We start from the raw sequence: 22,770 nt of genomic DNA, 5'->3' as shown, positions 1-22,770 counted from the left end.
TTTAGAGATAATCGTTCATGCCTTTTCTTCTCAGGTAATCCACGACGTCTTTTACTTTTTGTGATTCACCGCGCTTGCAGACGAGGAGCCCGTTATCCGTATCAATAATGAGCAGGTCCTCCACGCCGATCGTCGCCGCTATCTTTTGATCGTTAATAATGAGACAGTTCTTTGTGTCGATGGTGACCGTCTTGCCGACCTTTACGTTTCCGTTGACGTCCTTTTCCTTAATGTTGTATATCTCATCCCACGAACCCACGTCGCTCCATCCGAAATCGCTCTTTATCGTATATACCTCGTGTGACTTTTCCATCACACCGTAGTCTATCGAGATCCCCTTCATCTTTGAGTATTCGAATTCCAGCTTTTTGTCGAAGTCCTTATCCATCAGCGATCCTTCAAGGTGCATGAGTGATTCGAAAATGTCCGGGAGTGAACTTTGTATCTCGTTCATCATAGTGTCCACACGGAAAATAAACATACCGCTGTTCCAAAGAAAATCTCCGCTCTCTATGAACGCCTTCGCGAGGTCCAGGTTTGGTTTCTCCGCGAATGTTTTCACCTTAAATACCTTCTCGTGCCTTTCATCACCAACTGCAACGGGTACCATTTTTTCCAGGTCGAATTGTATGTAGCCGTACCCCGTCTCCGGTTTTGTCGGGTTTATTCCGAGCGTTACTATACCTCCGTTCTCATTCACAAAAGCCAGCCCCGTCTTCAGCACGTGCTGAAACTCTTCCACGTTGCCTATTACGTGGTCCGACGGAAGCACAATCACGTTTGCCTTCTCGTCGAACTGCTTCAGGAATAAACAAGCGAGCCCGATACACGGAGCGGTGTTCCTCCCGAAGGGTTCACAGATTATATTCTCGTCCGGTATCTGTGGAAGCTGTTTCTTTATGTCGTTCTTATACATCACGTTCGTCACCACAAATACTTTCGTGCTGTGTACCAGCCCCGTTAGCCTCTGGTACGTCTCCTGTATCATGGAGTTAGAATCGTGTATGATCTTAAGGAATTGCTTTGGTAATTTTGAAGTGCCTTTCGGCCAAAATCTGGTTCCCACACCGCCTGCCATTATTACTGCATAATTGTTCATAGTATAGATTTAGTTTCCTTTTTTTGTTTTTTGCGTAAAGATCTTTACCGGGTCGTTGAGATATGAAATGAATTTTTCCAGATCTTCGTTTGGCTTATCCAGAGCCGCCGCCTTGAAATTATAGATTATGTATTTGAATATTTCACGGATGTCCTCATCGAACGGATCCATCCTGTAATTCTGTATGAACTTTATGAACACATAGCTTGCTTCCGACAGCTTCGCGACGTCTTTGAGGTCGAGTATCTTAGCCCTCCTGATTATCTCTTTCAAATTCAGAAATGTTGATGACAGCGTGCGAAGTCCTTCGTAATTCTGATAGTCTCCCTCGATCTCATCCAGCGAGAGGAAAGTGCTTTCGAGATCCTGTATCTGTAATTTCATCTGTTTAAAGCTGTCTCTCAGCTCGGAATTCGAATACTTTTCCTTGAGGCTTGCGGACACTTTTGCCGGCTCTCTGTGCTCGGTTTTCTCTTTTTTCTCTTCCTGCTTGGCTTCGTCTTTAGCGTCTGCGGCTTTTTCCGCGGTGACCGGCGCATCACTAAAGCTTTTTCTTAGAGTTTCCAGCGACAAAAGAATGTCGTCGGCTTCGGGCAGATCGTCTCCTTTGATTAGTCCCTCCACGAGTTGTATTCCTTTGTTCAGTGATGCGAGCTCTTCGCCGTTTGGGCGCGAGTTTGTTTTTAGATATTCTTTGAAAATTTTTCCTGTGCAGTCGTACACATTCGAGATAAGCGAAAACGACATCGCGTCGGACCGCTTCCTCATTATACCGCACAGCTCGGATATCTTCCCGAATATTACCGGCTCGCCATCCGGCGAGGAGCTTCCCTCCGGCACCGCTTCGATATCGAGATAATAATCTTTGAGCAGTTCGTTAACCTCGAATAAAGTTCTTTCGTAATCTTTGTATTGCTCGCTTACCTCGGGATCGGGGATCGGATCTATCTCCGTTTCCTCTTCTTCCAAAATTTCCTCCGGCGTCACGTCTTTATCCACATCCGTGCCTATATCCTCCACGGGCTCTTGCTCGACGTCTTCGTCGGTGTCCTCCGAAGCGCCGCTCATCACGGTCCCCGCGACCTCCTCTGTTTCTTCTAATTGCTCCTCCCTATCCATATCGTCCGTTACTTCCTGCTCCGGTACTTGCGCTCCGTCCTCCACGACATCCTCCTCCACCGTCATCACCACCTCTTCCACGACTTCCTGCACTACCTCCTCCACAACAATCTCACCAGTTTTCTCGTCCAGGGTGTCAAAATCTTCCTCTTCGGCGGAAGAAATTTTTTCTTCCGGATTTTTTTCGCTCGAAGAGATAGTTTTTCTAATTACGAAACCTTCGCCCTCCATTTCTTCGTAGGGTAAAATTTCTTCTTCCGGCTCGTCGGATATTTCGGAAATTTTTTCTTCGACCTTCGGTTCAGATTCAATTTTGTTTTCTGTCTCTTCGTTTACGGTTTCCGTTTCAATTTCGTTTTCGGTTTGTTGTTTGGTGGTGTCGAGTATTTCGAAGCCTTCGTCGCCCTCTTCGCTGTTGCTTATCAGCTCAAATTCTTCGTCGCCGAATGTCACGCGGAGTTCCTCGTCCGAGTTATCTTCTTCTACTTCATCCCCGGTAATTTGTTCAGAGTCATCGGTGAGATCGTCTTCATACATTTCTTTTTCGGAAAATTCTTCGGCAATGGAAGCGTCGTCCTCATGCTTAACCTTAAATCTGTTTTCTTTAATCATTTCGGAGAGGCCGGAGCCGGATATTTCCGGTATTTTCAGTTCGGGTTCTTCACCGGCGTCACCGCTCAGCGAGAAATTTTTTATTAGCTCTTTTTTTATGAACTCGCAATCCTCTTTTGCGTTTTCCTCAAGCGTATCGAAATCCACCGCGCCCTCGCCAACTTTTTTAAGGACGAATACCAGGTACACCGCCGTATCTTTCATCTTTGCGATGTGCATGAGGGTATATACGGCTTTCAGGGTGTCGCCGGCTTTTTTTACGTACTCGAAATATTTGCCGACGGTATCGTAGTCGAGGCGGTTGCCTCCCTCTCTCTTTAAATCATCAATCGATTTTTGAAGTATAAAGTCCAGGTATTTCATGGAATAGGAATCCCCCGTATTCTCACGGAAGCGTCGATAGTTTGAGAAATAAATTTATTAAATATAGGAATAATGAATTATATTCTATACGTAAATCCTTTTTACCCTGTCGGAAACATTCGTAATTATCTCGTATGGAATAGTATCGATCAATTTTGCGAGATCGTCGGCGGTATATTCGGGACCGAATATTATAACTTTGTCGTTTGGATTAATTTTATCTTTCATTCCGACCTCAGCCATAATCCAATCCATACACACGGTGCCGACGGAAGGATAGAGTTTTTTGTTGATGAAGACTTTTGCTTTATTCGTAAGAGCGCGCGGGTAGCCGTCACCGTAACCGATAGGTATGGACGCAATGCGTGTTTTCCTTGTAGTGGTATATTTTCTGCCGTAGGATATGCTCTCTCCTTTCGGCAGCTCTTTAACGAGGCTAACCTTCGATACCATTCGCATCACCGGCTTTAAGCCGATGTCTTTTTTCACCTTTGTCCTGTCGGTGTAGTATCCGTAGAGCATGATACCGGGACGCGTCATATTGCAGAAATCATCGCGGAAATTAAGTATTCCGCCGGAATTTTCTATATGCTTAAGTTCGAATTTATGGATATTACTTTCTATTTCCGAGACGACATCCTTGAAGGTTTTCAATTGTTTGAGCGAGTATGAATTTCCCGGCTGTTCGGCGGTCGCGTAGTGAGAGTATATGCCAACCAGGTTTAAATTTTTTAATTTCTTCAATTCGCTCACAGCTTTGTACGCGTCCTTTGCAAGGAATCCTATCCGGTTCATCCCTGTGTCGAGCTTTACGTGAACGTTCACGATTTTATTTTGTAAGGCCGCGTATTTATCGAGAGCCTTTGCAGATTTCAGATCTGTTATTGTAACTTCAATGGCATTTTCAATTACGTCTTTGAAATGTTCGGTGTCGAGTGTGAGCGCGCCAAGGCAAAGTATCTTCGCGTTTTTCATTTTCAAACTGAGATATTCTCTAAGGTCGACCGATTCAGTGAGAAAAGCAGTACCGAGATAATCCGCTCCGCAATCGATCAGCTCTTCGGCAATGCGTGTCATGCCGTGCCCGTAGGCATTTGCCTTAACAACAGCACAGATCTTTGTATTTTTGGACTTATTTTTTAAATTGGAGGCTTTACGTATTATGTTAAAATTGTCCTTTAAATTCCTTAAATTAATCTCCGCATAAGTATCGTATCCGTTTGAAGGGGAATTGTTCTTTTTCATTTACAAACTTAGTAAAAGCTGTCTTGAAAAAATATTTATTAATCCGTACACATTTTTGTGCGAAATTGCGGAGAAAATGAGTTCAAAATCTTGACAAAGTAAACAAGTTTGTTTAATATTATATATTAAAATTTACAAGTTCGTATCTGTTAACAACTTGTTAATAATCATCGGTTCTTAACATCGCATTTTTATTGGGTAAAAATTTCAGCTAAAGTTATTAACACCTCTTGTTAAGAACCCCGTACAATTAGCATAACCCCTTGAAATAATTGTTGTTTAGCCCTTAGGCTCTGTGTTAACAAAACAGCCGGGATGAGGGTTTTTTTCTTTACGAAATATGCGTTCACTTAAAGTAGTATTTTAAGTAATCAAGAATTGTTAATAAACATTTAAACCTCTTATCGTGGCAAGTTACTCTACTAATCTAAATGACATCAACGAACCTTTTGACAGTAGAGCCCAAAACCAAGTAAGTCCAGCCGACACAAAACCAGTAGAGCAGAAAGACGCGGAGCAGGTTTGGGGAAAGTTCTTAGAGTTACTATCGGATTCCATCAAAGAAGGAGAGATCAACACCTGGTTCTCCGTAATCACACCAAAAAGTTTTAAAGAAGGGGTATTAACAGTATCCGTGCCGAGCGAAGATTACTACGGCATGATAGAGCGCCGTTACAATTCACAGATCGCGCGCATAATCGACAGCGGTATACTGGGCGAGAACGGAAAGCTAAAGTACGAAGTAAGCCAACTGAACCTATTCACGCCGGGAATCCACGAAGAAGCGCCCGCAGAGAGAACAAGCATAAGAATCGCCGAAGAAGAGGACCGAATCGCAGATGACCCATATGACTTTAACATTATCACAGGCAAAAAAGAATACGCATCTAACCTATACCCAAAGAATACATTCGATTATTTTATAAAAGGTGAAAGCAACGAGCTGGCAACCGCGGCGGCTTACGCAATTACGAACAATCCTGGCAGAACATACAACCCGTTCTTTGTTTACGGAGGAGTTGGACTCGGCAAGACTCACCTGGTACAGGCGATCGGCAATGAGATACTGAAGAAATTTCCGGATAAGAAGATATATTACACTACTGCACCAGACTTTACGACACAGTTCACAACATCGATAGCAAAAGAGAGGATAGATTTTTCATCCAATACCGGCGGTACAAAGAAGCTGGATTCATTTTACAAGTCACTGGACGTACTTATTCTCGACGATATTCAGAACCTGAGCGGTAAGGAAAAGACTCAGGATTTTATGTACCAGATATTCAACTCCTTATTCAACGAAAAGAAACACATCATATTTTCGAGCGATAAACCTATCAGCCAGATAAAGGGCATAGAGGAGAGGCTCATATCGAGATTCCAGTGGGGCATTACGGTAGATATACAACCGCCGAACTGGGAGATGAGAGTCGCTATCACGCAAAAGAAGTTTGAAGCGGCAGGTGTATCGGTACCGGAAGAAATTATTCACTACATCGCAACAAATGTAAAGGACAGTATACGAACAATAGAGGGATGTATCGTAGGAATGATCGCTGAGAGCGCTCTCGTTCACAAAGGACAGATAACCCTAGATGTGGCTGAGAAGGTCATAAGCCGTGTTGTAGGCAATGTAAAACGCTCCAGACACATTTCCATCGAGAATATCATATTCAACGTCTCAGAGTTTTACAAGATCTCCGAGAACCAGATCCTATCACGCAGAAGAACAAAGGATGTGGCATTTGCAAGGCAGGTAGCTATGTACCTAGCAAAAGAACTTACGAACAATACGCTGGAAACTATCGGGTTGAACTTCGGCGGAAAAGACCACGCAACGGTATTGTATTCACATAAGATGATATCGGATCAGATGAAGAGGGATATAGAGATAAAGAGACAGGTAGAGGGAATAATCGAGAAGATCAAAAACATGTAGTGTTTGTAAAAATCGTATAAAAATTTTCAGACCTCCTCTTTTTAAGCGGAGGTTTTTTGTTTGTGTTAGTATCTTGTCAGTAGAGGCTCTTTGTGCACCGGCTTATTAACATATTTAAGAATATTCGCAGGAAATCCGCCCCGAATTTTTGCGAATTTTTAAGAGCCGGCGTTTTTTAACAATGCTATGTGAATTACGGGATACGGTAATCCCCTTTATTCATACCAAAAATCAATACTATTTGATATTTTCCACATAACTAACAAGACTATATCTGTTTCTAATTTTTTTATATATTAAAATACAATATAGATATTCCTAAAGGTTGAAAAGTTGATCGAGAAACTTTACATAAAGAATTATTTAATAATCAAAGAAGCCGAGATAGAGTTCGATAAAGGTTTAAACATATTAACAGGGGAAACAGGGGCAGGAAAAAGTATTATACTCGATGCACTGTCAATGATACTTGGTGAGAGAGCTGATTTTTCATTAATAAGAAGTAACTCTGATAAATTAATAATAGAAGGAAGTTTTGATTTTAGAAGAAATAAAGAAGTAAGAGACTTTCTTGTTTCAAAAGAGCTAGATGATAATGACGGTTATGTGATAATAAGGAGAGAGCTTAATCAAAAAGGTACGAGCAGAAATTTTATTAACGATACACCCATCCAATTAAGCGATCTAAAGGAGTTCGGTGATATCATTATAGATATACATTCACAGAATGAACACCAGTCGCTCCTAAAGAAAGAAACTCACATTAAGATACTGGATAACTTCATAGGACCGAATGATGTGTTCCCGGAATACTCAGGGCTGTTCGAGGAGTATAAAGTGCTTGTAAACGAATATATGGAGCTTACAAGACGTAAGGACGAGCTGATCGAGAAAAGAGATGTGATAGAATTTCAACTACGTGAAATAAACAATGTGAACCCGGTGAAGGGTGAAGAACCGGAGCTGGAAAATGAATTAAGTAAGGTAGAGAATGTCGAAAATATAGCTCAAAGTATAGATACGGTATTAAAGATACTTTACGATGATGAACAAAGTGTATATCCGTCGGTATCGATCGCATTAAAAGAGCTTAAGGACGCGGTAAAGTATGACAGCGATCTTGGTAAGCTATCAGAGGATCTGGAAAGCTCATATATAACAATAAAAGAAGTATCAAACTTTTTAAATAATTATAAGAGCGGAATAAATTTCGATCCTGTGAGGGTAGAGCAGATAAGGGACAGGCTTGGAAGTTTGAATTTTTTGAAAAAGAAGTATAATATGTCCGTGGATGAGCTGGTAGATAAAGCTGAGGTATTATCGAAAGAGCTTGATATGACTGAGAATTATGATTATGAGCTCGGAAAACTTAAAAAGAGGGTCGAGGCGCAAAAAGATGATGTTTATAAAAGGGCGGTGGAATTATCAAAAATAAGAAAGAAGAGCTCAATAGAGCTGGAGAAGGATGTAAATACATATCTTAATGAAGTTGGATTGGAATCGGCGGAATTTAAAATAGATATTTCAAATGTTATTGCAGGTGATGAACAGGAAAATTTTTCCTATTTGGTTAAAAATGAAAAAATCGTACTTTCTAAGAGCGGCATAGATAATGTTGAGTTTTTGGTAAAAATCAACAAAGGATCGGATTTCACGCCACTCAGAAAGTCAGCTTCCGGCGGTGAAATTTCGAGAATAATGCTTGCAATAAAGGCATCACTTTCAGGCAGAGACCATGTACCAATACTAGTTTTTGACGAAATAGATGCAGGTATCAGCGGAAGAATAGCGGGTAAGGTAGGAAGGGTAATGAAGAAGCTGGCAAACTCACACCAGATCATATCGATTACTCACTTACCCCAAATAGCGGCAATGAGCGAAAGGCATTTTCTCATCGAGAAGGTGGATAAAGACGACGAAACGGTGACTAATATTAAGACGCTGAGTGAAGATGAAAAGGTACAGGAGGTGGCAAAACTCATCAGCGGTGAGAAAGTCACAGAAGCGGCAGAGAAGAGCGCGCGGGAATTGATAGGTTAACATAGTGATTTATTAAAACTCTCCCAGTCTGGCATACCGGGTTGACAATACCCTTGTTTTCAATTTAATATTAATTTTATAGTGATTAAATTGAATTTTAGAAAATTCTTTTTAAATTCACTTAAAATACATGATTTCATATTTAGCAAACCTTACGGAGCAGGAACAAAGAATGCTTATCGAGGCGCCTGTGCTGATAGCAATATTGGTAGCAGGAGCAGATCACAAGATAGACGATGCAGAGAAGGACTGGGCAGAAAAAGTAGCTCATTTCAGGAGCATGAAAAACGATTCAATTTTGAAGGATTATTATTACGAGGTAGATAAGCTGTTCGACGATACGTTTAACGATTATGTGAAAAGTTTACCGGAAGATTCGCTTGAAAGGAATAAGCAAATTGCAGGAGAGTTGAAAAAATTGAACGAGGTATTCCCTCAACTCGACGCGGAATTTGCGAAGGAGTTGTACGACAGCTATTTAACTTTTGCGGACCAGGTAGCGCGCGCATCGGGCGGAGTGCTCGGTTATGCGGCGGTCAGCGCGGAGGAAAAGGAGTGGGCTCAACTCAGCATGATAAAGAAACCTTACTAAATAAACATTTGTGAAGATCCAGGACCTTGAAAAAAATCTCCCGAATCTCGGACCTGAAGAAAGAATCGTTACGCTAAAGAACTCTACAGAAGTGTTTAAATCTTCCGGCGACTCCGAATCTCTCGCACACGCACTGCTATTGCTCGGCAACGAGTACAGGTCTGCGGGCGAGTACAGCCTGGCTACAGAATGTTTTAACGGGAGCGCGGAGATATTTGAAACGACGGGAGATCTTTACGGGGAAGCGGCATCTCTAAATAACCTCGGATTTACAAACAAAGCAATAGGTGACAACCAAGCGGCACTGGGTAATTACGAAAAAGCACTGTCGCTGTATAGGGCGCTCGGTGACGCGGACCACGAATACATCGTCCTGCTCAACATTGCCAAGCTGTATTTTTCAATGAAAGAATATCTCGAAGCGGTGGAGTATTATGAAGATGCTCTTTCGCTAAAGGAAGGCGAGGGTGACGAAGGTACAGCAGAAATAGTAAGGACAATTGCGGAATCGTATCTGAATATGGGGGAGAACGAAAAAGCTGGCAGTGTGATCGCCGATAACGCACCTCTTTTAACGAAATACCCACAAGATCAAGTTAAACCGCAAGCGGAGAGTGAAGCCAAACAGGAGAGCATTCTACCGACGACAGGTAAAAAACACATCTCCATATCGCGAGGGGTGAGGAATTACCTAACCTCAATAATCGGATACTCTCAATATATCAAAGCAAATACAAGTCTATCGTTTGACGAGATAACGGAGATGATGGATGACATAGAAGTGAGCGCTCTAACGATAACGGAGCTGGTCAACAATATCGATATGTACGAAGCGATGACTGAGGGGAAGCTTGAACTAAATAAGAGCGAATTTAATTTTCCGGACATAGTATCGCTCGCGATGAGGCAGTCTTCGGCAAAGATACAATCGAAAAGGATCAACTCTATATTTAAGACATCGAAAGAGATCATTCCAATAAATTCCGACAAAAGGATTGTTTTACAAATATTAAATAATCTCATTTCCAATGCAGTGAGGTTTACTCCTCCGGGAAAGAATATCTACGCCTACGTCTCACCCGACGGTGAACTGGTGAGGTGTGAGATAATAGACGAGGGGGGCGGAATCAGCGAGGCAGAGGCATCACAGCTATTATCAAGTGATGCGGATGTAGACCACCCCGGAGTCGAGGACCCGATAGGAGTAGGTTTAGTGGTAGCAAAGAATCTGGCAGAATTAGTAGGGGGGAAGTTAAGATGTGAAAGTATGCTTGGAAAGGGAAGCGCATTTGTGCTCGAGCTTCCCGCAGTTTAAAAACTTTTATTAACTAAACCTTAAAACCATGGTTAACTTTATCGTTGTTAATAATTCTTCTTACGAAATAGACGGCATCAACGTTTTGTATGCAGATGACCAGTCTATGAACGATCAGCATGCGGATGCTGAGGGAGTTACGGTTTTGTCGGATGCAGATATTCCAACCGGGACTGCTGTTTCCGAAGTAAATGTTGACGGTGATCCGGTTACAGATAAGGGAACACCGGTACCTGTGGGAGGGGGGAGAGTAGTTATAGCTACCCTTATCCATTATACCGACCCAAAATCCGGTTCTGACCAGGTAATTGGTATGGAAGCAGAAAACGACGCAGAAGGGTAAATGATAGATTTTGAAGAAATAAAAAGCAAGCTTGCCGAACGCGGCTCCTCCAGGGAAGATTTTGAGGAAAAGGTTGATATATTAAACCGGATGGCTTATGATATCCGCTCAGATAATCCGGAGAAATCTCTGTCAATGGCGCAGGTTGCTCTGGATACATCGGAAAAGATAGGCTACGACAAAGGAAGGGCATTTGCAGTTTTTAACCAGGCGCTTGCTAACGACAAGCTTGCAAAATTTCAAGATGCGTTAAGTGCATTCGAAAAAGCATCTATTGAGTTTGAAAAAGTAGGTGATGAATACAGTCGTGGACGGGCAATACGCGGAATAGGGAAAGCGTACAAAAAGCTGTTTAAGTTACGAGACTCTATAGATTATTTACTGAAGAGTATCGAAATATTTGAATCGATTGGCGAGGACAGGCTAAAGGGGGAAGCCATGGGAGAGGTTGCCGATTCATATCATGTGTTAAATGAACACGCGACAGCGCTAGAATATTATCTAAAAGCTCTCGATCTTTTTATACTAACAGGCAATAAGGCGCGCCTTTCTGCAATGTACAACAGGGTTGCTATTATCAACATGCAGCTTGGCGAGACACAGGAGGCGATCGAGTATTATAAGAAGAGCCTTGATTTGAAAAGACAGTTGGGAGACAGGATCAACGAAGCCCTTACGCTGAACAACATCGGGCTTATCTGCGAGAACAATGAGGGTCATGACCAGGCGCTAAAATATTTTAACCAGGCGCTGGACATCAATAATGAGATCGGAGAAAAGATCAACGGGGCAATTTGCAAAATTAACATTGCTGATGTATTAATAAAGCAAGAGAAGCTCGACGAAGCGGAGAAGGTGTTGAACGAAGCAAAGGAAATTTTAGAGCCATCGAGAGAAAAAAACTACAAAGCGCATTTGTATTTAAGCTACGCAAAACTATACGCACAGAAAAAGGAGTACTATGACGCCATACATCTGGTAAATGACGCAATTGCCATTGCGAACGAAATAGAGGCGAAGGACCTTATCCTGGATTCGTATATGTGTTACTCGGAATGCCACTCGGGGCTTCTGGATTTCGAAAAGGCGCATGAGTATTTTAAGAAGTATTACGACCTGAAGAACGAGATCTTTAACAAAGAGATGTACGAGAAAATAAAGAATCTCCAATATAAGTACGAAAGAGAAACAGCGCTAAAGGAAGCTGAGACACAAAAGAAAAGAGGGCAGGAATTGGAGAAGGCGCTTAAACAGGTGGAGGAGCTGAACGAGAACCTGCAGAAAATGAACGAAGAAAAGAACACTTTTATGGCGCTGGTAGCGCACGACCTTAAGAATCCGCTGAACGCGGTACTGGGCTATGCTCAGCTGGTCAGGGTGAATCCCCAGCAATTTTCCGAAACGGAATACAAAGAGATGTTTAACGACATAGAAGTGAGCGCCCGGATAATGACGGAACTTATAACGAACTACCTAGAATTTACAACCATAGAGGCAGGCAAGGTCGAGCTCGATATGCGGGAAATAGATATTTCAAAGATAGCGCGGTACGTTACGGATTCGTTTGCAAGCAGGGCTGACTCCAAAAAAATAATTCTCGAATATAACAGCAACCCGGCGGAGATAAATATAAATGCCGACAAGAATGCTTTAATGCAAATCCTCGACAACCTGGTGTCGAATGCCGTTAAGTTTTCTAACCCGGGTAAGAGAGTTATACTTTCGCTTTCAGCTAATGACTCGACAGCGAGGTGTGTAGTCACAGATGAAGGTCCCGGTATCTCACCGGAAGACATGCAAAAGCTTTTCAAGAAATTTTCACGCCTGTCGGCGCGCCCAACTGCCGGGGAAAGTTCGACCGGTTTGGGACTGTCCATTGCCAAGAAACTCACCGAAGATATGAACGGGAAGATATGGTGCGAGAGCGAAGAGGGAAAAGGCACCTCATTTTTGCTGGAATTCCAGCTGTCGAAGTAGCTAGATAATCCCATAAAAATCAGATACTTCTTTAGAAGAAACAATCCTGTAACATTCTGTAAAAAATTTCCGTGTTTGTAAAAAGGGAACACTCTATCTTTGTATTCTAATTCGTTAGAGTACACCAAAAATTAAACACAATAAAAATGAGCATTTTAGATCCGGTAGAAGGCGTTTCCGTAGAACAATGGGCGGAAGTAAACGCAAAGCTTGCATCAGGCGCAAAAGCCGAAGACGCAATAAAAGATTACGGCATGGACATGCCAAAGTGGGACAGGGTGAACAATGAATGGACAACACGCATGAGCAATGACACATCATTTACGATCTCGCAAAAGTATGCCGCAGCATTTAACAGTACTGCAACAGGAAACCTCGGAAGCGGAGCAGGCATTACTGCAGATTCAATTCCATTCGAGAAGTATGTCGAAGCAATGGTAGCACAGGACGTATTAGGAAAGCAAGGAAGGGACGCGCAGGACGTGCTGAAAGATTTCGGCATGACGGTAGCGGATTATTCCAACGTGAGCTCTTACTGGACAGGCCAGATGATGTCAGATTTTTCACTTGCAGCAAAGATGGCACAGCTGGACGCGGAGTTCAGGCAAAAGTACGAGGCAATGAAAGGTGAGGGATCACACGGAGACATAGAATTCTAATGAGCTTTAACGAAGAAATAGAAAAAGCATTCTCGTCGGCATATCATTCGGAGAGAGGCGGGAATGCGGAATGGCAGACGGTGATGACCTCTTACGGCGCACAGCCGTTGTCAGACAATGAGAGGGAGGCGCTCCTTAATTCCGAAATGAAGATCACGAGAGGCGCATTCCCGATAGAGCTCAGGCGTGTATATGAGATCATAATGAATAAGTATCCTCAGGAGGCGAGCGGATTTAATATGGATGCCAAGGTGCTGGAGTATTATCAAAAGATCAAACCATTTTCGGGATTGGGCGATATATTTCAGAATGCGGCAACCGGCACGGCAAAATATTCGCAGGGTCTCCAGGCGGCGAAACACAAGACAATGACATGCAAGAACTGCGGGGCACCCCGCCTCGAAGAGATGCAGTATGACGATTGTCTATTCTGCGGAAGCAAACTATTCGAAGTAAAGGAAAACTAATAAATGGGACTATTCAATAAGTTCGACGCGAACTCACCGGAGTTCATCGCATTGAGCGAAAGGTGGGACGGCTATCTCAAGAAGCTGGACGACCGCTACAACGACGTTATTACTCAGGCGGAAGCCCCGATGCAGGGCGTCGTAGACGGACTGCAATATGATAACATTATCATACACAACATACTGAACGGACTAAAGAACCAGACGGTAACCGAACTCTCTGAGAAGGTGGATCAGGGCTGGAACAAGATGCGCGCCGAGATGGAGAACCTCGGCACACCCTGGGACATAATGTCAGCCCAGCAGAAGAAGGGTGAGCAGTTCAAATACAAGATGAACGACGACTTCTTCGAGTATTACGTGAACACATATACGCGCGCGGCGAACAAGATACTGGAGAACGTGCAGAGGCACATCGACGAGAACAAGCTTCACCGATGCACTCAGTGCGGAGCAGAGCTTCCCATAAAAGTATATTCCTTTATGGCAGTGAATTTAAAATGCGACAGCTGTGGATCTGTAAATACCTACCAGCCCGATGACCGTATCAGGGCGCTGGAATATTACGTTATCAACCAACTTGCTGAAGCAAAGGCAAAGGACCTCAAAAAGCAGGCACGCTTTAACAAGGATGCCGGCAAGGATTATTACAAGGCGTACTACGGTTTTCTAATGGAGAACGTACCGGACAAGAAGGAGTTTTACGAGCGGCAGATGAACGAGCGTATAAAGTGGCTCGACAGCAATCCCTTTGCCGGGGACTATTTTTCTTTCTAAAGAATAACTATTTTTAAGAGGTATTCGTAGGGGTTAAAGAACCTTCTTTTTTTGCCTGCTATGAGCGATTCTTTATATTATTGCACGTCATACCTCAGGTGTATTTCCTTGCCGGGAACAGGAAACCCGGACTCCAACCCATTTATTGTACTTATCCTCATTTTGCAGGTATTTCTATCCAGCAAATACAATCATTAACTTTAACAATATAAAACATGGAAGAGCCAATCATTATCCGTCACAGACTAATCTCATTCGAGAAATTCAGGAAGCGATTGATGGGGAGCTTGTTTTATTGTGTGATCATTCTGGGGTTCTCTTTGCTTGTTGGTATTTTGGGATACCGTATGCTGGCGGGTTTGAACTGGATGGATTCGCTATTGAATGCATCTATGATACTCAGCGGAATGGGTCCGGTGGCATCACTGGATGACGACGGCGCAAAGCTGTTTGCGAGCGCGTACTCTCTTTTCAGCGGAGTGATGTTCCTGACGGGGATCGCGGTATTTGTCGCGCCGATAATGCACCGGCTGATAGTGAAGTTTCATATACATGATGTCGCCGATGACGATAAGATATCGTAGGGGTAAGCGGTTTTCGTGGTGTTTTATTTGATGTAATTTTCGTTTATTTTAGCTCAAAATGGCAGAATTATGAGAAAGCTAATGCTTTTGTTATTGGTCCTTTTAGCCCTGAGTTTATCAGCTCAGGCGCAGGATACGATCAAGCAAAAGATCGATTCAGTTGCGAATGTGTATCTTTCGCGTCCGAATAACGTCGGATTGATGGTAGGGATATTCAGGCAGAGGACATCGCCGAGCATAGAGCCGGTGCCGGAATTTTACGGATACGGACATATACGAAAGGACACAAGCTCTCCCGCTCCCGATTCGCTTACTGTTTTTAAATTAGGCTCGGTAGGAAAAACATTCGCCGCGACGATACTTGCTTTCCTTGTGGAGTACAATATCGCGACAGTTACGCTGTATGACCGTATAAACAAATACCTGCCGGACACTTTGAATATTCCTGTGTGGGTAGATTCTTTGAGCGGAGACACGACGTTCATTACTCTCAGAGATCTTGCGATGCATATTTCGGGGTTCCCGGATGAACCATCGAATCACGTAAATCCGCCGGGCTATACGGTTCAGAAAATGTATGAATTTTTGAACAGTTATACATTGCCGTATGAGCCGGGTTCGCATTGGGTGTATTCAAATTACGGTTTCGGGCTACTGGGTGTGATCGAAACTATAGTCATGCACCAGCCATATGATTCAATTTCGCTCAGGGTTATCGCGGACTCGCTCGAAATGCCGGATACGCGGGTATTCCCGACTCCCGAGATGAAGTTACGGCTCGCGCTGGGGTACAATCATAAAAACGGGAATGTAGATACCGCGGCAACGTCACCGGCTTTTTACGGGGCGGGCGGTCACTATTCGTGCATGAAGGATATGATGAGATACCTAAGATACCAGATAGGCTTTGGGAATAAGCCGAGCATGAATAAATTGCTGGACACACTTCATCTCGAGAGGAGATATGCTTACAATAATACAAGCTGGCAGGGGCTTGCCTGGCAGATGAATTACCTATATAAAGACAAGTCTTCCGAAAAAAGGATATGGAAGGACGGAGCTACAGCGGGGTATTCCACATTTATCTGCTGGCTCCCTCTAACGAGAACAGGGGTGGTAGTGCTGTCGAATTCGACAGACGCTGTGGATAGCTACGCAATAGAGATGCTGAAAATAATCAACCCGCTCGAATCGCTTGGCGGGATAGGGATACAGCAGATCTCGACGGAGATACCGGATAAATATAATCTATATCAAAACTACCCGAACCCGTTCAATCCGACGACACAGATAAAGTTCGATATACCTTTGAATAAGAGCTTCATATCACTTAAGGTTTATGATTCCCTGGGGCAGGAAGTTGCCAATCTTGTCGAGGGGGAGTTTTCCCCGGGAACATACAGCTATACATTCGACGGCGGGAATTTAAGTTCAGGAGTTTATTATTATTCCCTACAAGTCGATGGAGAACCGGCAGGAACGAGGAAGATGGTAATTTTGAAGTAATAAAAGACCCGGCAGAACCGGGTCTTTTATGTTCTTATCTGCTCACGGTTTTCATGCTGGCTTCGGGATACCGTGTTCCCATAACTTCATTGGCAATGTTGTCAATACTTTCCATTTCATCGGGCATCAGGTCAATATCTACTGCAGCTATGTTTTCAAGAAGATACTTTACCCTTTTTGTGCCGGGTATCGGAATAATGTCGTCACCCTGAGCGAGAACCCATGCAAGAGCAACCTGAGAAGGCGTGCATTTTAATTCGTTCGCGACCTCTTCGATCTTTGCTACGAGGTCGAGATTTTTCTGGAAATTGTCACCCATAAACCTCGGCGAACTTCTCCTGTAATCATTTTCGTCAAAGTCCTCTATCTTTTTATATTTTCCCGTAAGGAATCCTCTGCCAAGAGGACTGTACGCCACAAGTGAAACTCCAAGCTCCCTGGCGGTTGGCAGGATGTCATCTTCGATCTCCCTGGTCCAGAGAGAGTACTCCGACTGAAGCGCGCTGATCGGGTGAACCGAATTCGCTCTTCGGAGAGTATCCGCTGATGCTTCAGAGATCCCGAGGCAGCGGACCTTTCCTTCTTTGACCAGCTCTGCCATAGCGCCGATAGTTTCCTCGACGGGTACCTCCAGGTCTATCCTATGCTGGTAATACAGATCGATCGTATCGATACCGAGGCGTTTCAAGCTTCCCTCACAAGACTGCTTAACGTATTCCGGCTTGCCGCTTACACCCGCAAAGCCCCGCGTCTCAGCGTTTCTCAGCACACCAAACTTAGTCGCGATGACGGCTTCATCTCTTCTGTCCTTGATGGCTTTTCCCAGCAGAGTCTCGTTATGCCCGATACCGTACATGTCAGAGGTATCAAAAAAATTAACTCCATTATCCAGAGCGGTGTGGATCGTTTTGATAGACTCTTCCTCGTTGGTCTGTCCGTAAAATTCGGACATGCCCATAGTACCAAGCCCAATCGCAGAAACTTCAATGTCACTGTGTCCTAACTTCCTAGTTTTCATTTTCTACTCCTTGGTTTAAATTAAATGAATGTTCATTCATAAATTAGACATAAAAATACCGGCTTGTAGCCGGCGAATACAATTAGCTTTTTAAAGAATCCCAGGATGCCTGGAAAACTGAGTTTAAGTTGCTGTCGTTAAGGTTGAAATTATTATTTACATGTAAAGCGATCAGGCTTTTGACTGGAGCAAAGAAATGCGCCAGTATAATATCGTTGGGCAGATCCTTGATCGCCTTCTCGGCTTTAGCTTTTTCGAAGAGCTCGAGCACAGGATGAAATATTCGAAGTCCTTCTTCTTTAGTGTATTTATTAATATATGGTGAGCTGGTGAATTGCTCAAAAAACCTAAAATCCATAGGATTTTTAAGGAAAAATTGTACATAATTATTCCAGAAAAGCTCCATTGCAACCCTGATGGAGAGCCCGGGTTTGTAGCCTTCTGTAACGGCATTGGTGAGTTTTTCTTTCAGCTTAAGATAGAGCTTATTTATCAGCTCTTCCTTATTTTCGAAATACGTATATATCGTACCTGCGGCAACATCGGCTTCCTTTGCGATAGCAGACATAGGTGTAGCGTCAAAGCCGTTCTCAGTGATAAGTTTTAAGGTGGCGTTGAATATTGCTTCCTTTTTATCTTTTTCTGTCGTAACCATAATACAAAAATAAATGAACGTTCATTCAGTGTCAAGTGAATTTTTTTCTTTTGGGTAGAAAGATAATTATTAAAAGAATTTTGTTATATTCGTTGAATTAAAATTACTCGTGTTTTGAAAAAACCAATAAAATTTCGCCGCAAACTCCCCTCCAAAAGGAAGTTCGGCAAACGTCTGTTATTCAGCGTGCTTGCCGGTTTTCTAATTGTAAATTTTTCTCTCTTAATTGGCATATTTGGTTATCATGAACTGGCGCATCTCAGCTGGATAGATTCTTTTCTAAATGCATCAATGATACTGGGAGGAATGGGTCCGGTAGACCTGCTTGAGGACGACCCCGCGAAGATATTCGCAGGGTGCTACTCTTTATTCAGCGGAGTGATGTTCCTTACCGGGGTGGCGGTATTCATAACTCCGATAGTTCACCGCATACTTCACATATTTCATTTAAGTGATATCGAGGACGAAAGGAAATAACTTATCCAGCCCAGATAAGCCCGTCCACCTTATCGCGGAAGTCTTTTAACTGTACCCAGCCTGTCGTGCCGTCGTCGGTTACAACTCTGAACCAATCGCATTCATCGTCATCTTCATAGCCGGCCGAATTTATACATACGGGAGTAATGTCTGCTTCAAGGAATTTAACATTAGCGCCAATCTTTACTGTGCCGGCTACTTTGGAATTTTCATCCCTGCTCTCTCTGAGCTCAAAAGTCTGGGTTGCGGTGGCTTCAACGTCTTTGACCGGGTAAATTTCTTTCGTTAGTTCAATGATCTTACCGTCTTTGAGCTTGTATTGTTTATTAAATCCCCAGAAGCCCATCCACCAGAATGATTCGACGATGCCATTTCCTACGGGGTCAGGCTGTGACATACCGCTGATAGTACCGAGGGGTTTTATGTCTCCGTCAAAGCGGAACATGTATGCGTCGTGACCGTCGCTCGGTCCGACATCAATGATTGCTATCTCTATGTAACCGTCACTGTCGTCCATATCTATAAGCGCGGCATAAGCATAGTCGCCGTTAAGCAATTCGCCTTTGTATTCTTTGTTATCGACCTTCAAAATATATCCATACCCGCCCTCAGGATCGAACTTAACTTCTATCCTCTCCACTTTACGGTTAGGGTTGATGTCGGCATTGATCAAGGTATCGATGTGCTGTGAAAACCCAAGGGAAGTGATAAAAAATGTAAAAATGCCCAGTAAAATAAATTTTTTCATGAATTTTGTTTAATTTCCTCTTGCTTGTAAAATACTTAAAAAAGGTAAATAATTTAATTTAAAAAGGTTTTGTATTATACAAAAAAAATACAGTTTAGTTCTCTTTGCACAAGGTGTTTTTATATAATGCAAAAAATTAATATATTAAATTATGAGCAGATACTTATTAAAAATATTTGTTGTTTTTGCCCTTTTGGCTCCTTTGGGTGGATTTGCTCAAGAAGAGGCAATGAACATAATGCGCGAAGCAAACGAATCTTATAAGGAGGGTGATTACAAAACAGCATTGAGCAAATTTAATGATATAGTATTTAATTACGAGAATAGCACAATGTATCCCCTGGCTCTGTATAAAAAAGCTGTAGTGCTTGGGAATCTGGGAGAACGTGATTATTCAATGAGTGTATATAATATGTTTTTGAAAGGGGAATATAAGGATGAAGATTTGCTGGACGAAAATAATAATGCATTTATTTATTCGAATTATTTATACAAAGCTGCCATTAAGCTGGCTGAGTATAACTTTGAGAAGGGAAGATTTGAGGAGGCTCTCAGTAACTACGTTTTAGCAGATACGGCGCATTTATATCATACAACTTGTGGAAACGATGGAATGGAAAATCATTATACTCTTATACTTCAAAAGGGCAAGTGTTTTGAAAAAATGGGAAGGTATGCAGAAGCACTTGAGATCTGCCTGAAATATGTTTTTCCCGGGATATTCGCAAAGACCGATGATATAGTAAGCTTTGCAATAACTACACTGGATAAGGTATATAGCCGGGAAGAAATAGTTAATGAGCTCAAAAATGCATTGGAAAGTATTTACGCTGAGCAGGACAAATACGACACCACCAGATACAGATATTATTTAACACTTTTTGGAACAAAGGTGCTTATACTTGATATGTACAATGCTATTTTTGTAAATGTAAAATCTATCGACAGAGCCAGAGAAGTATCCAGGAACTTATTCTTCTTCCAAAATTACCTTGCCGAAAAATAACTATCCTGCCCAGGGAAGATCCATTGTGCTCAGAATCAGGTCGTTATACTCTATCCACCCGCTTGCTCCGTTTTCGGCTTCAATGTAATACCACTCGCATTCGTGTGTGTAACCATCACTTGTCGTGCATGAGTCGCTGAATACCTTTACGGCTTTTAGTTTTATGATCATATCCTGCAGGAGCGAAGCCGATACTTCAGCTCTATACGAAGGGTTTGTGTAGAGTACCATTATGTTCGAGACTTTGGAATCCACATCGAGCTTATATTCTTCTCTTACGGGAACGAGGTACTTCCCTTCGAGTTTATATTTCTTATCGCGTGACCAGAAGCCCATCCACTCGTTCATAGTCACCACACCGTTGCCGGGAATTTCGGAATATGAGCTCCCGGGGATTTCGGCGATCTTTACGATACCGTTATCGTATATAAAATAATTATCTATTACATCGTCCGTCTGTCCGTCGAAGCGAAGGAGCAATTCCTTTTGTTTATCATGAAGATCAATGTCCACTACCTCAGCAGATACAACCCCGTCATACGGGAATCTTCCTTCGTAAACAGCATCGTCGATCGTTATTTTATAATCGTGTTCATCGCGCTCGTTCTGTCCCGTAAAAGTAACGAGGATGCTTTCTTTCTTGCCGTCAGAATTCAGATCCTCGCTGAATTGATATTTCCAGTCGCAATAGCCGGACCGGCTTAAACCAGTTATTAACAATAAAATAAAAAGTAAAGATAATTTATTCATGTATGGGAATTAATTAGTAATTATGAATTATATGCAGGAGAGTGTAATTTAGTTCAATAAAAAAGCCCGCGAGGAGCGGGCTAAAATTTTCGTTTTATTATTTAGGATACTTTAATGTACAGTAGTCGATCGCCGATGGGTTTGTCATGGTGGTCCCAGTAACGACAACACCGTCATTTGTAAGAGCGATGCCTACAGCATCAATGTGGCTTGGCTGATCCGGTAAAGAGCTGGCAAATGCGGTCCATAGCAATGAGCCATTATTATCATATTTTACAGTTGTCATAGTTGGGAGAGGGTTTACTTCAAATTTGAACGCAGTACCCACGAGAAAAACATCGCCGTTTGAATCCATTACCATTCCGCTTACGACGTCTTCACCATTAGAACCTCCGTCAAAGAGTGAACTCCACACGACTGTTCCATCCGGAGCAAATTTTATAAGCAGATAATCTTTTTTATTGTTAGTAACTGCTACACCAGCCATGTAAACGTTCCCGGAAGCGTCCGTTAAAAGCGCCACTGGCTCGTCGGGCTTATTAGCAGTACCTGCGTAAACGTGTTTCCACAATTCCTGACCCGAACTACTATATTTAATAGTGACGATATCAAAATTTCCGCTGGCGGGTTGTGTAGCGCCCGTTACAATAACGTTGCCGGTTCCATCTACGGCAATTGCTACAGGAATGTCATTTCCTCCTCCGTCGTAGCCCGCTTCCCAGAGCATATTCCCATCTTTATCATATTTAATGGTTTTAATATCGAACGAAGGACCTCCGTTTGCACCGGTGACATATACTGCGGATCCGTCTATAACCATATCTATCCCTTCACCCGAGGAGATTCCTTCATCATAAGCTTTCACCCACTGCTGCTGTCCCAGGGAATTGTATTTTACCAATACGAAGTCGTCGCCTGAATTGTCCGTGGCAATGTGAGGGGCTACACCAAAAACGTACACATCACCGTTTGCGTCAACTGCAATAGAGCGTCCCTCTTCACGGTGCCCTTCGGCAGTTCCATTGTACCTGGCTACCCATTGTTCCTGTCCGGCTGAGTTATATTTTATTGTTATCATATCCGTAGCGGTGTTATTAGCGCCGGTGCTTCCTCCCGTGATGTACACATTACCCTGCGGATCTACAAACATGTCGAGAGGCTCATCGTTGTAATTGCCGTCCCCATTATAAATTGCCGCCCAGACAAACTTACCATCTTTGTCGAGTTTAACGGTAAGTATATCTTCATTCGGCGCCATATCGGTCATGGATGTCCCAGTGACATAAGTGTTGCCGTTAGCGTCGGTTCCTATCAGCATAGCCTTATCCATGCTAAGCTGCCCTTTGGTAGTATAAAGATTCATCCAATCCTCCTTTGCCTGGGAATAGATCTGACCAGACAATACTAAAAACAATAATGCGGTAAAGATGCCCTTTGTCATTTAAGTGTTTTTAATTTTTGGAATAGTCAAAAGAT

General features: G+C 42.9%; 21 protein-coding genes. 13 read left to right on the top strand and 8 right to left on the bottom strand.

Going from position 1 to position 22,770, the window contains the following annotated elements:
• Position 1 precedes the first annotated feature (1 nt).
• The 3 genes from H6614_13310 to alr form a co-directional block, all read right to left on the bottom strand.
• The gene (locus tag H6614_13310) at positions 2-1,099 is read right to left on the bottom strand and encodes a mannose-1-phosphate guanylyltransferase (GenBank protein ID MCB9244648.1); all 1,098 of its coding nucleotides are present in this window, start codon (positions 1,097-1,099) and stop codon (positions 2-4) included.
• Between the two features lie 9 nt (positions 1,100-1,108).
• Positions 1,109-3,193 (bottom strand): hypothetical protein, encoded by a 2,085-nt coding sequence (locus H6614_13305; protein ID MCB9244647.1) that lies wholly within the window; start codon positions 3,191-3,193, stop codon positions 1,109-1,111.
• Between the two features lie 84 nt (positions 3,194-3,277).
• Complete coding sequence (gene alr, locus H6614_13300) at positions 3,278-4,438, bottom strand: alanine racemase (GenBank protein ID MCB9244646.1); 1,161 nt, start codon at positions 4,436-4,438, stop codon at positions 3,278-3,280.
• A gap of 406 nt (positions 4,439-4,844) precedes the next feature.
• Between alr and dnaA the strand changes: the two genes are divergently transcribed.
• The 11 genes from dnaA to H6614_13245 all read left to right on the top strand — a co-directional run bounded on the left by dnaA (position 4,845) and on the right by H6614_13245 (position 16,640).
• Positions 4,845-6,380 (top strand): chromosomal replication initiator protein DnaA, encoded by a 1,536-nt coding sequence (gene dnaA / locus H6614_13295; protein MCB9244645.1) that lies wholly within the window; start codon positions 4,845-4,847, stop codon positions 6,378-6,380.
• A gap of 333 nt (positions 6,381-6,713) precedes the next feature.
• The gene (recN, locus tag H6614_13290; protein ID MCB9244644.1) at positions 6,714-8,420 is read left to right on the top strand and encodes a DNA repair protein RecN; all 1,707 of its coding nucleotides are present in this window, start codon (positions 6,714-6,716) and stop codon (positions 8,418-8,420) included.
• A gap of 130 nt (positions 8,421-8,550) precedes the next feature.
• Positions 8,551-9,012: a hypothetical protein gene (locus H6614_13285; protein ID MCB9244643.1), complete on the top strand. Its 462-nt coding sequence runs from the start codon at positions 8,551-8,553 to the stop codon at positions 9,010-9,012.
• A 10-nt stretch (positions 9,013-9,022) separates the two neighbouring features.
• Positions 9,023-10,327 carry a tetratricopeptide repeat protein gene (locus tag H6614_13280; protein MCB9244642.1) on the top strand — a complete coding sequence of 435 codons (1,305 nt, stop codon included), beginning with the start codon at positions 9,023-9,025 and terminating at the stop codon, positions 10,325-10,327.
• Between the two features lie 28 nt (positions 10,328-10,355).
• Entirely contained in the window at positions 10,356-10,670 is a 315-nt protein-coding gene (locus tag H6614_13275) for a hypothetical protein (GenBank protein ID MCB9244641.1), read from the top strand.
• Positions 10,671-12,647 (top strand): tetratricopeptide repeat protein, encoded by a 1,977-nt coding sequence (locus H6614_13270; protein ID MCB9244640.1) that lies wholly within the window; start codon positions 10,671-10,673, stop codon positions 12,645-12,647. It begins immediately after the preceding gene.
• Positions 12,648-12,793: 146 nt separating this feature from the next.
• Positions 12,794-13,306, top strand: a complete 513-nt coding sequence (locus tag H6614_13265) for a hypothetical protein (GenBank protein ID MCB9244639.1) — start codon at positions 12,794-12,796, stop codon at positions 13,304-13,306.
• Complete coding sequence (locus H6614_13260; GenBank protein ID MCB9244638.1) at positions 13,306-13,773, top strand: hypothetical protein; 468 nt, start codon at positions 13,306-13,308, stop codon at positions 13,771-13,773. Before H6614_13265 ends, H6614_13260 begins: the two co-directional genes overlap by 1 nt.
• A 3-nt stretch (positions 13,774-13,776) precedes the next feature.
• The gene (locus H6614_13255) at positions 13,777-14,550 is read left to right on the top strand and encodes a hypothetical protein (protein MCB9244637.1); all 774 of its coding nucleotides are present in this window, start codon (positions 13,777-13,779) and stop codon (positions 14,548-14,550) included.
• 215 nt (positions 14,551-14,765) lie between these two features.
• Entirely contained in the window at positions 14,766-15,134 is a 369-nt protein-coding gene (locus H6614_13250) for a hypothetical protein (protein MCB9244636.1), read from the top strand.
• Between the two features lie 69 nt (positions 15,135-15,203).
• Positions 15,204-16,640, top strand: a complete 1,437-nt coding sequence (locus tag H6614_13245; GenBank protein ID MCB9244635.1) for a serine hydrolase — start codon at positions 15,204-15,206, stop codon at positions 16,638-16,640.
• 34 nt (positions 16,641-16,674) lie between these two features.
• On the opposite strand, the gene H6614_13240 is transcribed toward H6614_13245, so the two are convergent.
• Complete coding sequence (locus tag H6614_13240) at positions 16,675-17,658, bottom strand: aldo/keto reductase (protein ID MCB9244634.1); 984 nt, start codon at positions 17,656-17,658, stop codon at positions 16,675-16,677.
• Between the two features lie 82 nt (positions 17,659-17,740).
• The gene (locus H6614_13235; GenBank protein ID MCB9244633.1) at positions 17,741-18,313 is read right to left on the bottom strand and encodes a TetR/AcrR family transcriptional regulator; all 573 of its coding nucleotides are present in this window, start codon (positions 18,311-18,313) and stop codon (positions 17,741-17,743) included.
• Positions 18,314-18,427: 114 nt separating this feature from the next.
• On the opposite strand from H6614_13235, the gene H6614_13230 reads away from it, so the two are divergent.
• Positions 18,428-18,790 (top strand): hypothetical protein, encoded by a 363-nt coding sequence (locus tag H6614_13230; GenBank protein MCB9244632.1) that lies wholly within the window; start codon positions 18,428-18,430, stop codon positions 18,788-18,790.
• A gap of 1 nt (position 18,791) precedes the next feature.
• Here the strand turns inward: H6614_13230 and H6614_13225 are convergent, their stop codons facing one another.
• Positions 18,792-19,538, bottom strand: a complete 747-nt coding sequence (locus H6614_13225; GenBank protein MCB9244631.1) for an SH3 domain-containing protein — start codon at positions 19,536-19,538, stop codon at positions 18,792-18,794.
• Positions 19,539-19,689: 151 nt separating this feature from the next.
• Here H6614_13225 and H6614_13220 point away from each other — a divergent pair, with 151 nt between their 5' ends.
• Complete coding sequence (locus tag H6614_13220) at positions 19,690-20,544, top strand: hypothetical protein (GenBank protein ID MCB9244630.1); 855 nt, start codon at positions 19,690-19,692, stop codon at positions 20,542-20,544.
• Here H6614_13220 and H6614_13215 read toward each other — a convergent pair whose 3' ends face one another.
• Together H6614_13215 and H6614_13210 are read right to left on the bottom strand one after the other, a co-directional pair.
• Entirely contained in the window at positions 20,545-21,294 is a 750-nt protein-coding gene (locus tag H6614_13215) for a hypothetical protein (GenBank protein ID MCB9244629.1), read from the bottom strand. It lies immediately after the preceding gene.
• A 97-nt stretch (positions 21,295-21,391) separates the two neighbouring features.
• On the bottom strand, positions 21,392-22,735 hold the full coding sequence (locus H6614_13210) for a hypothetical protein (protein MCB9244628.1): 1,344 nt from the start codon (positions 22,733-22,735) through the stop codon (positions 21,392-21,394).
• Between the last annotated feature and the right edge of the window lie 35 nt (positions 22,736-22,770).

This window comes from Ignavibacteriales bacterium (assembly GCA_020635255.1).
GTDB lineage: Bacteria > Bacteroidota > Ignavibacteria > Tepidaquicellales > Tepidaquicellaceae > JAEYVS01.
This window is presented reverse-complemented; position numbering and strand designations above follow the sequence as displayed.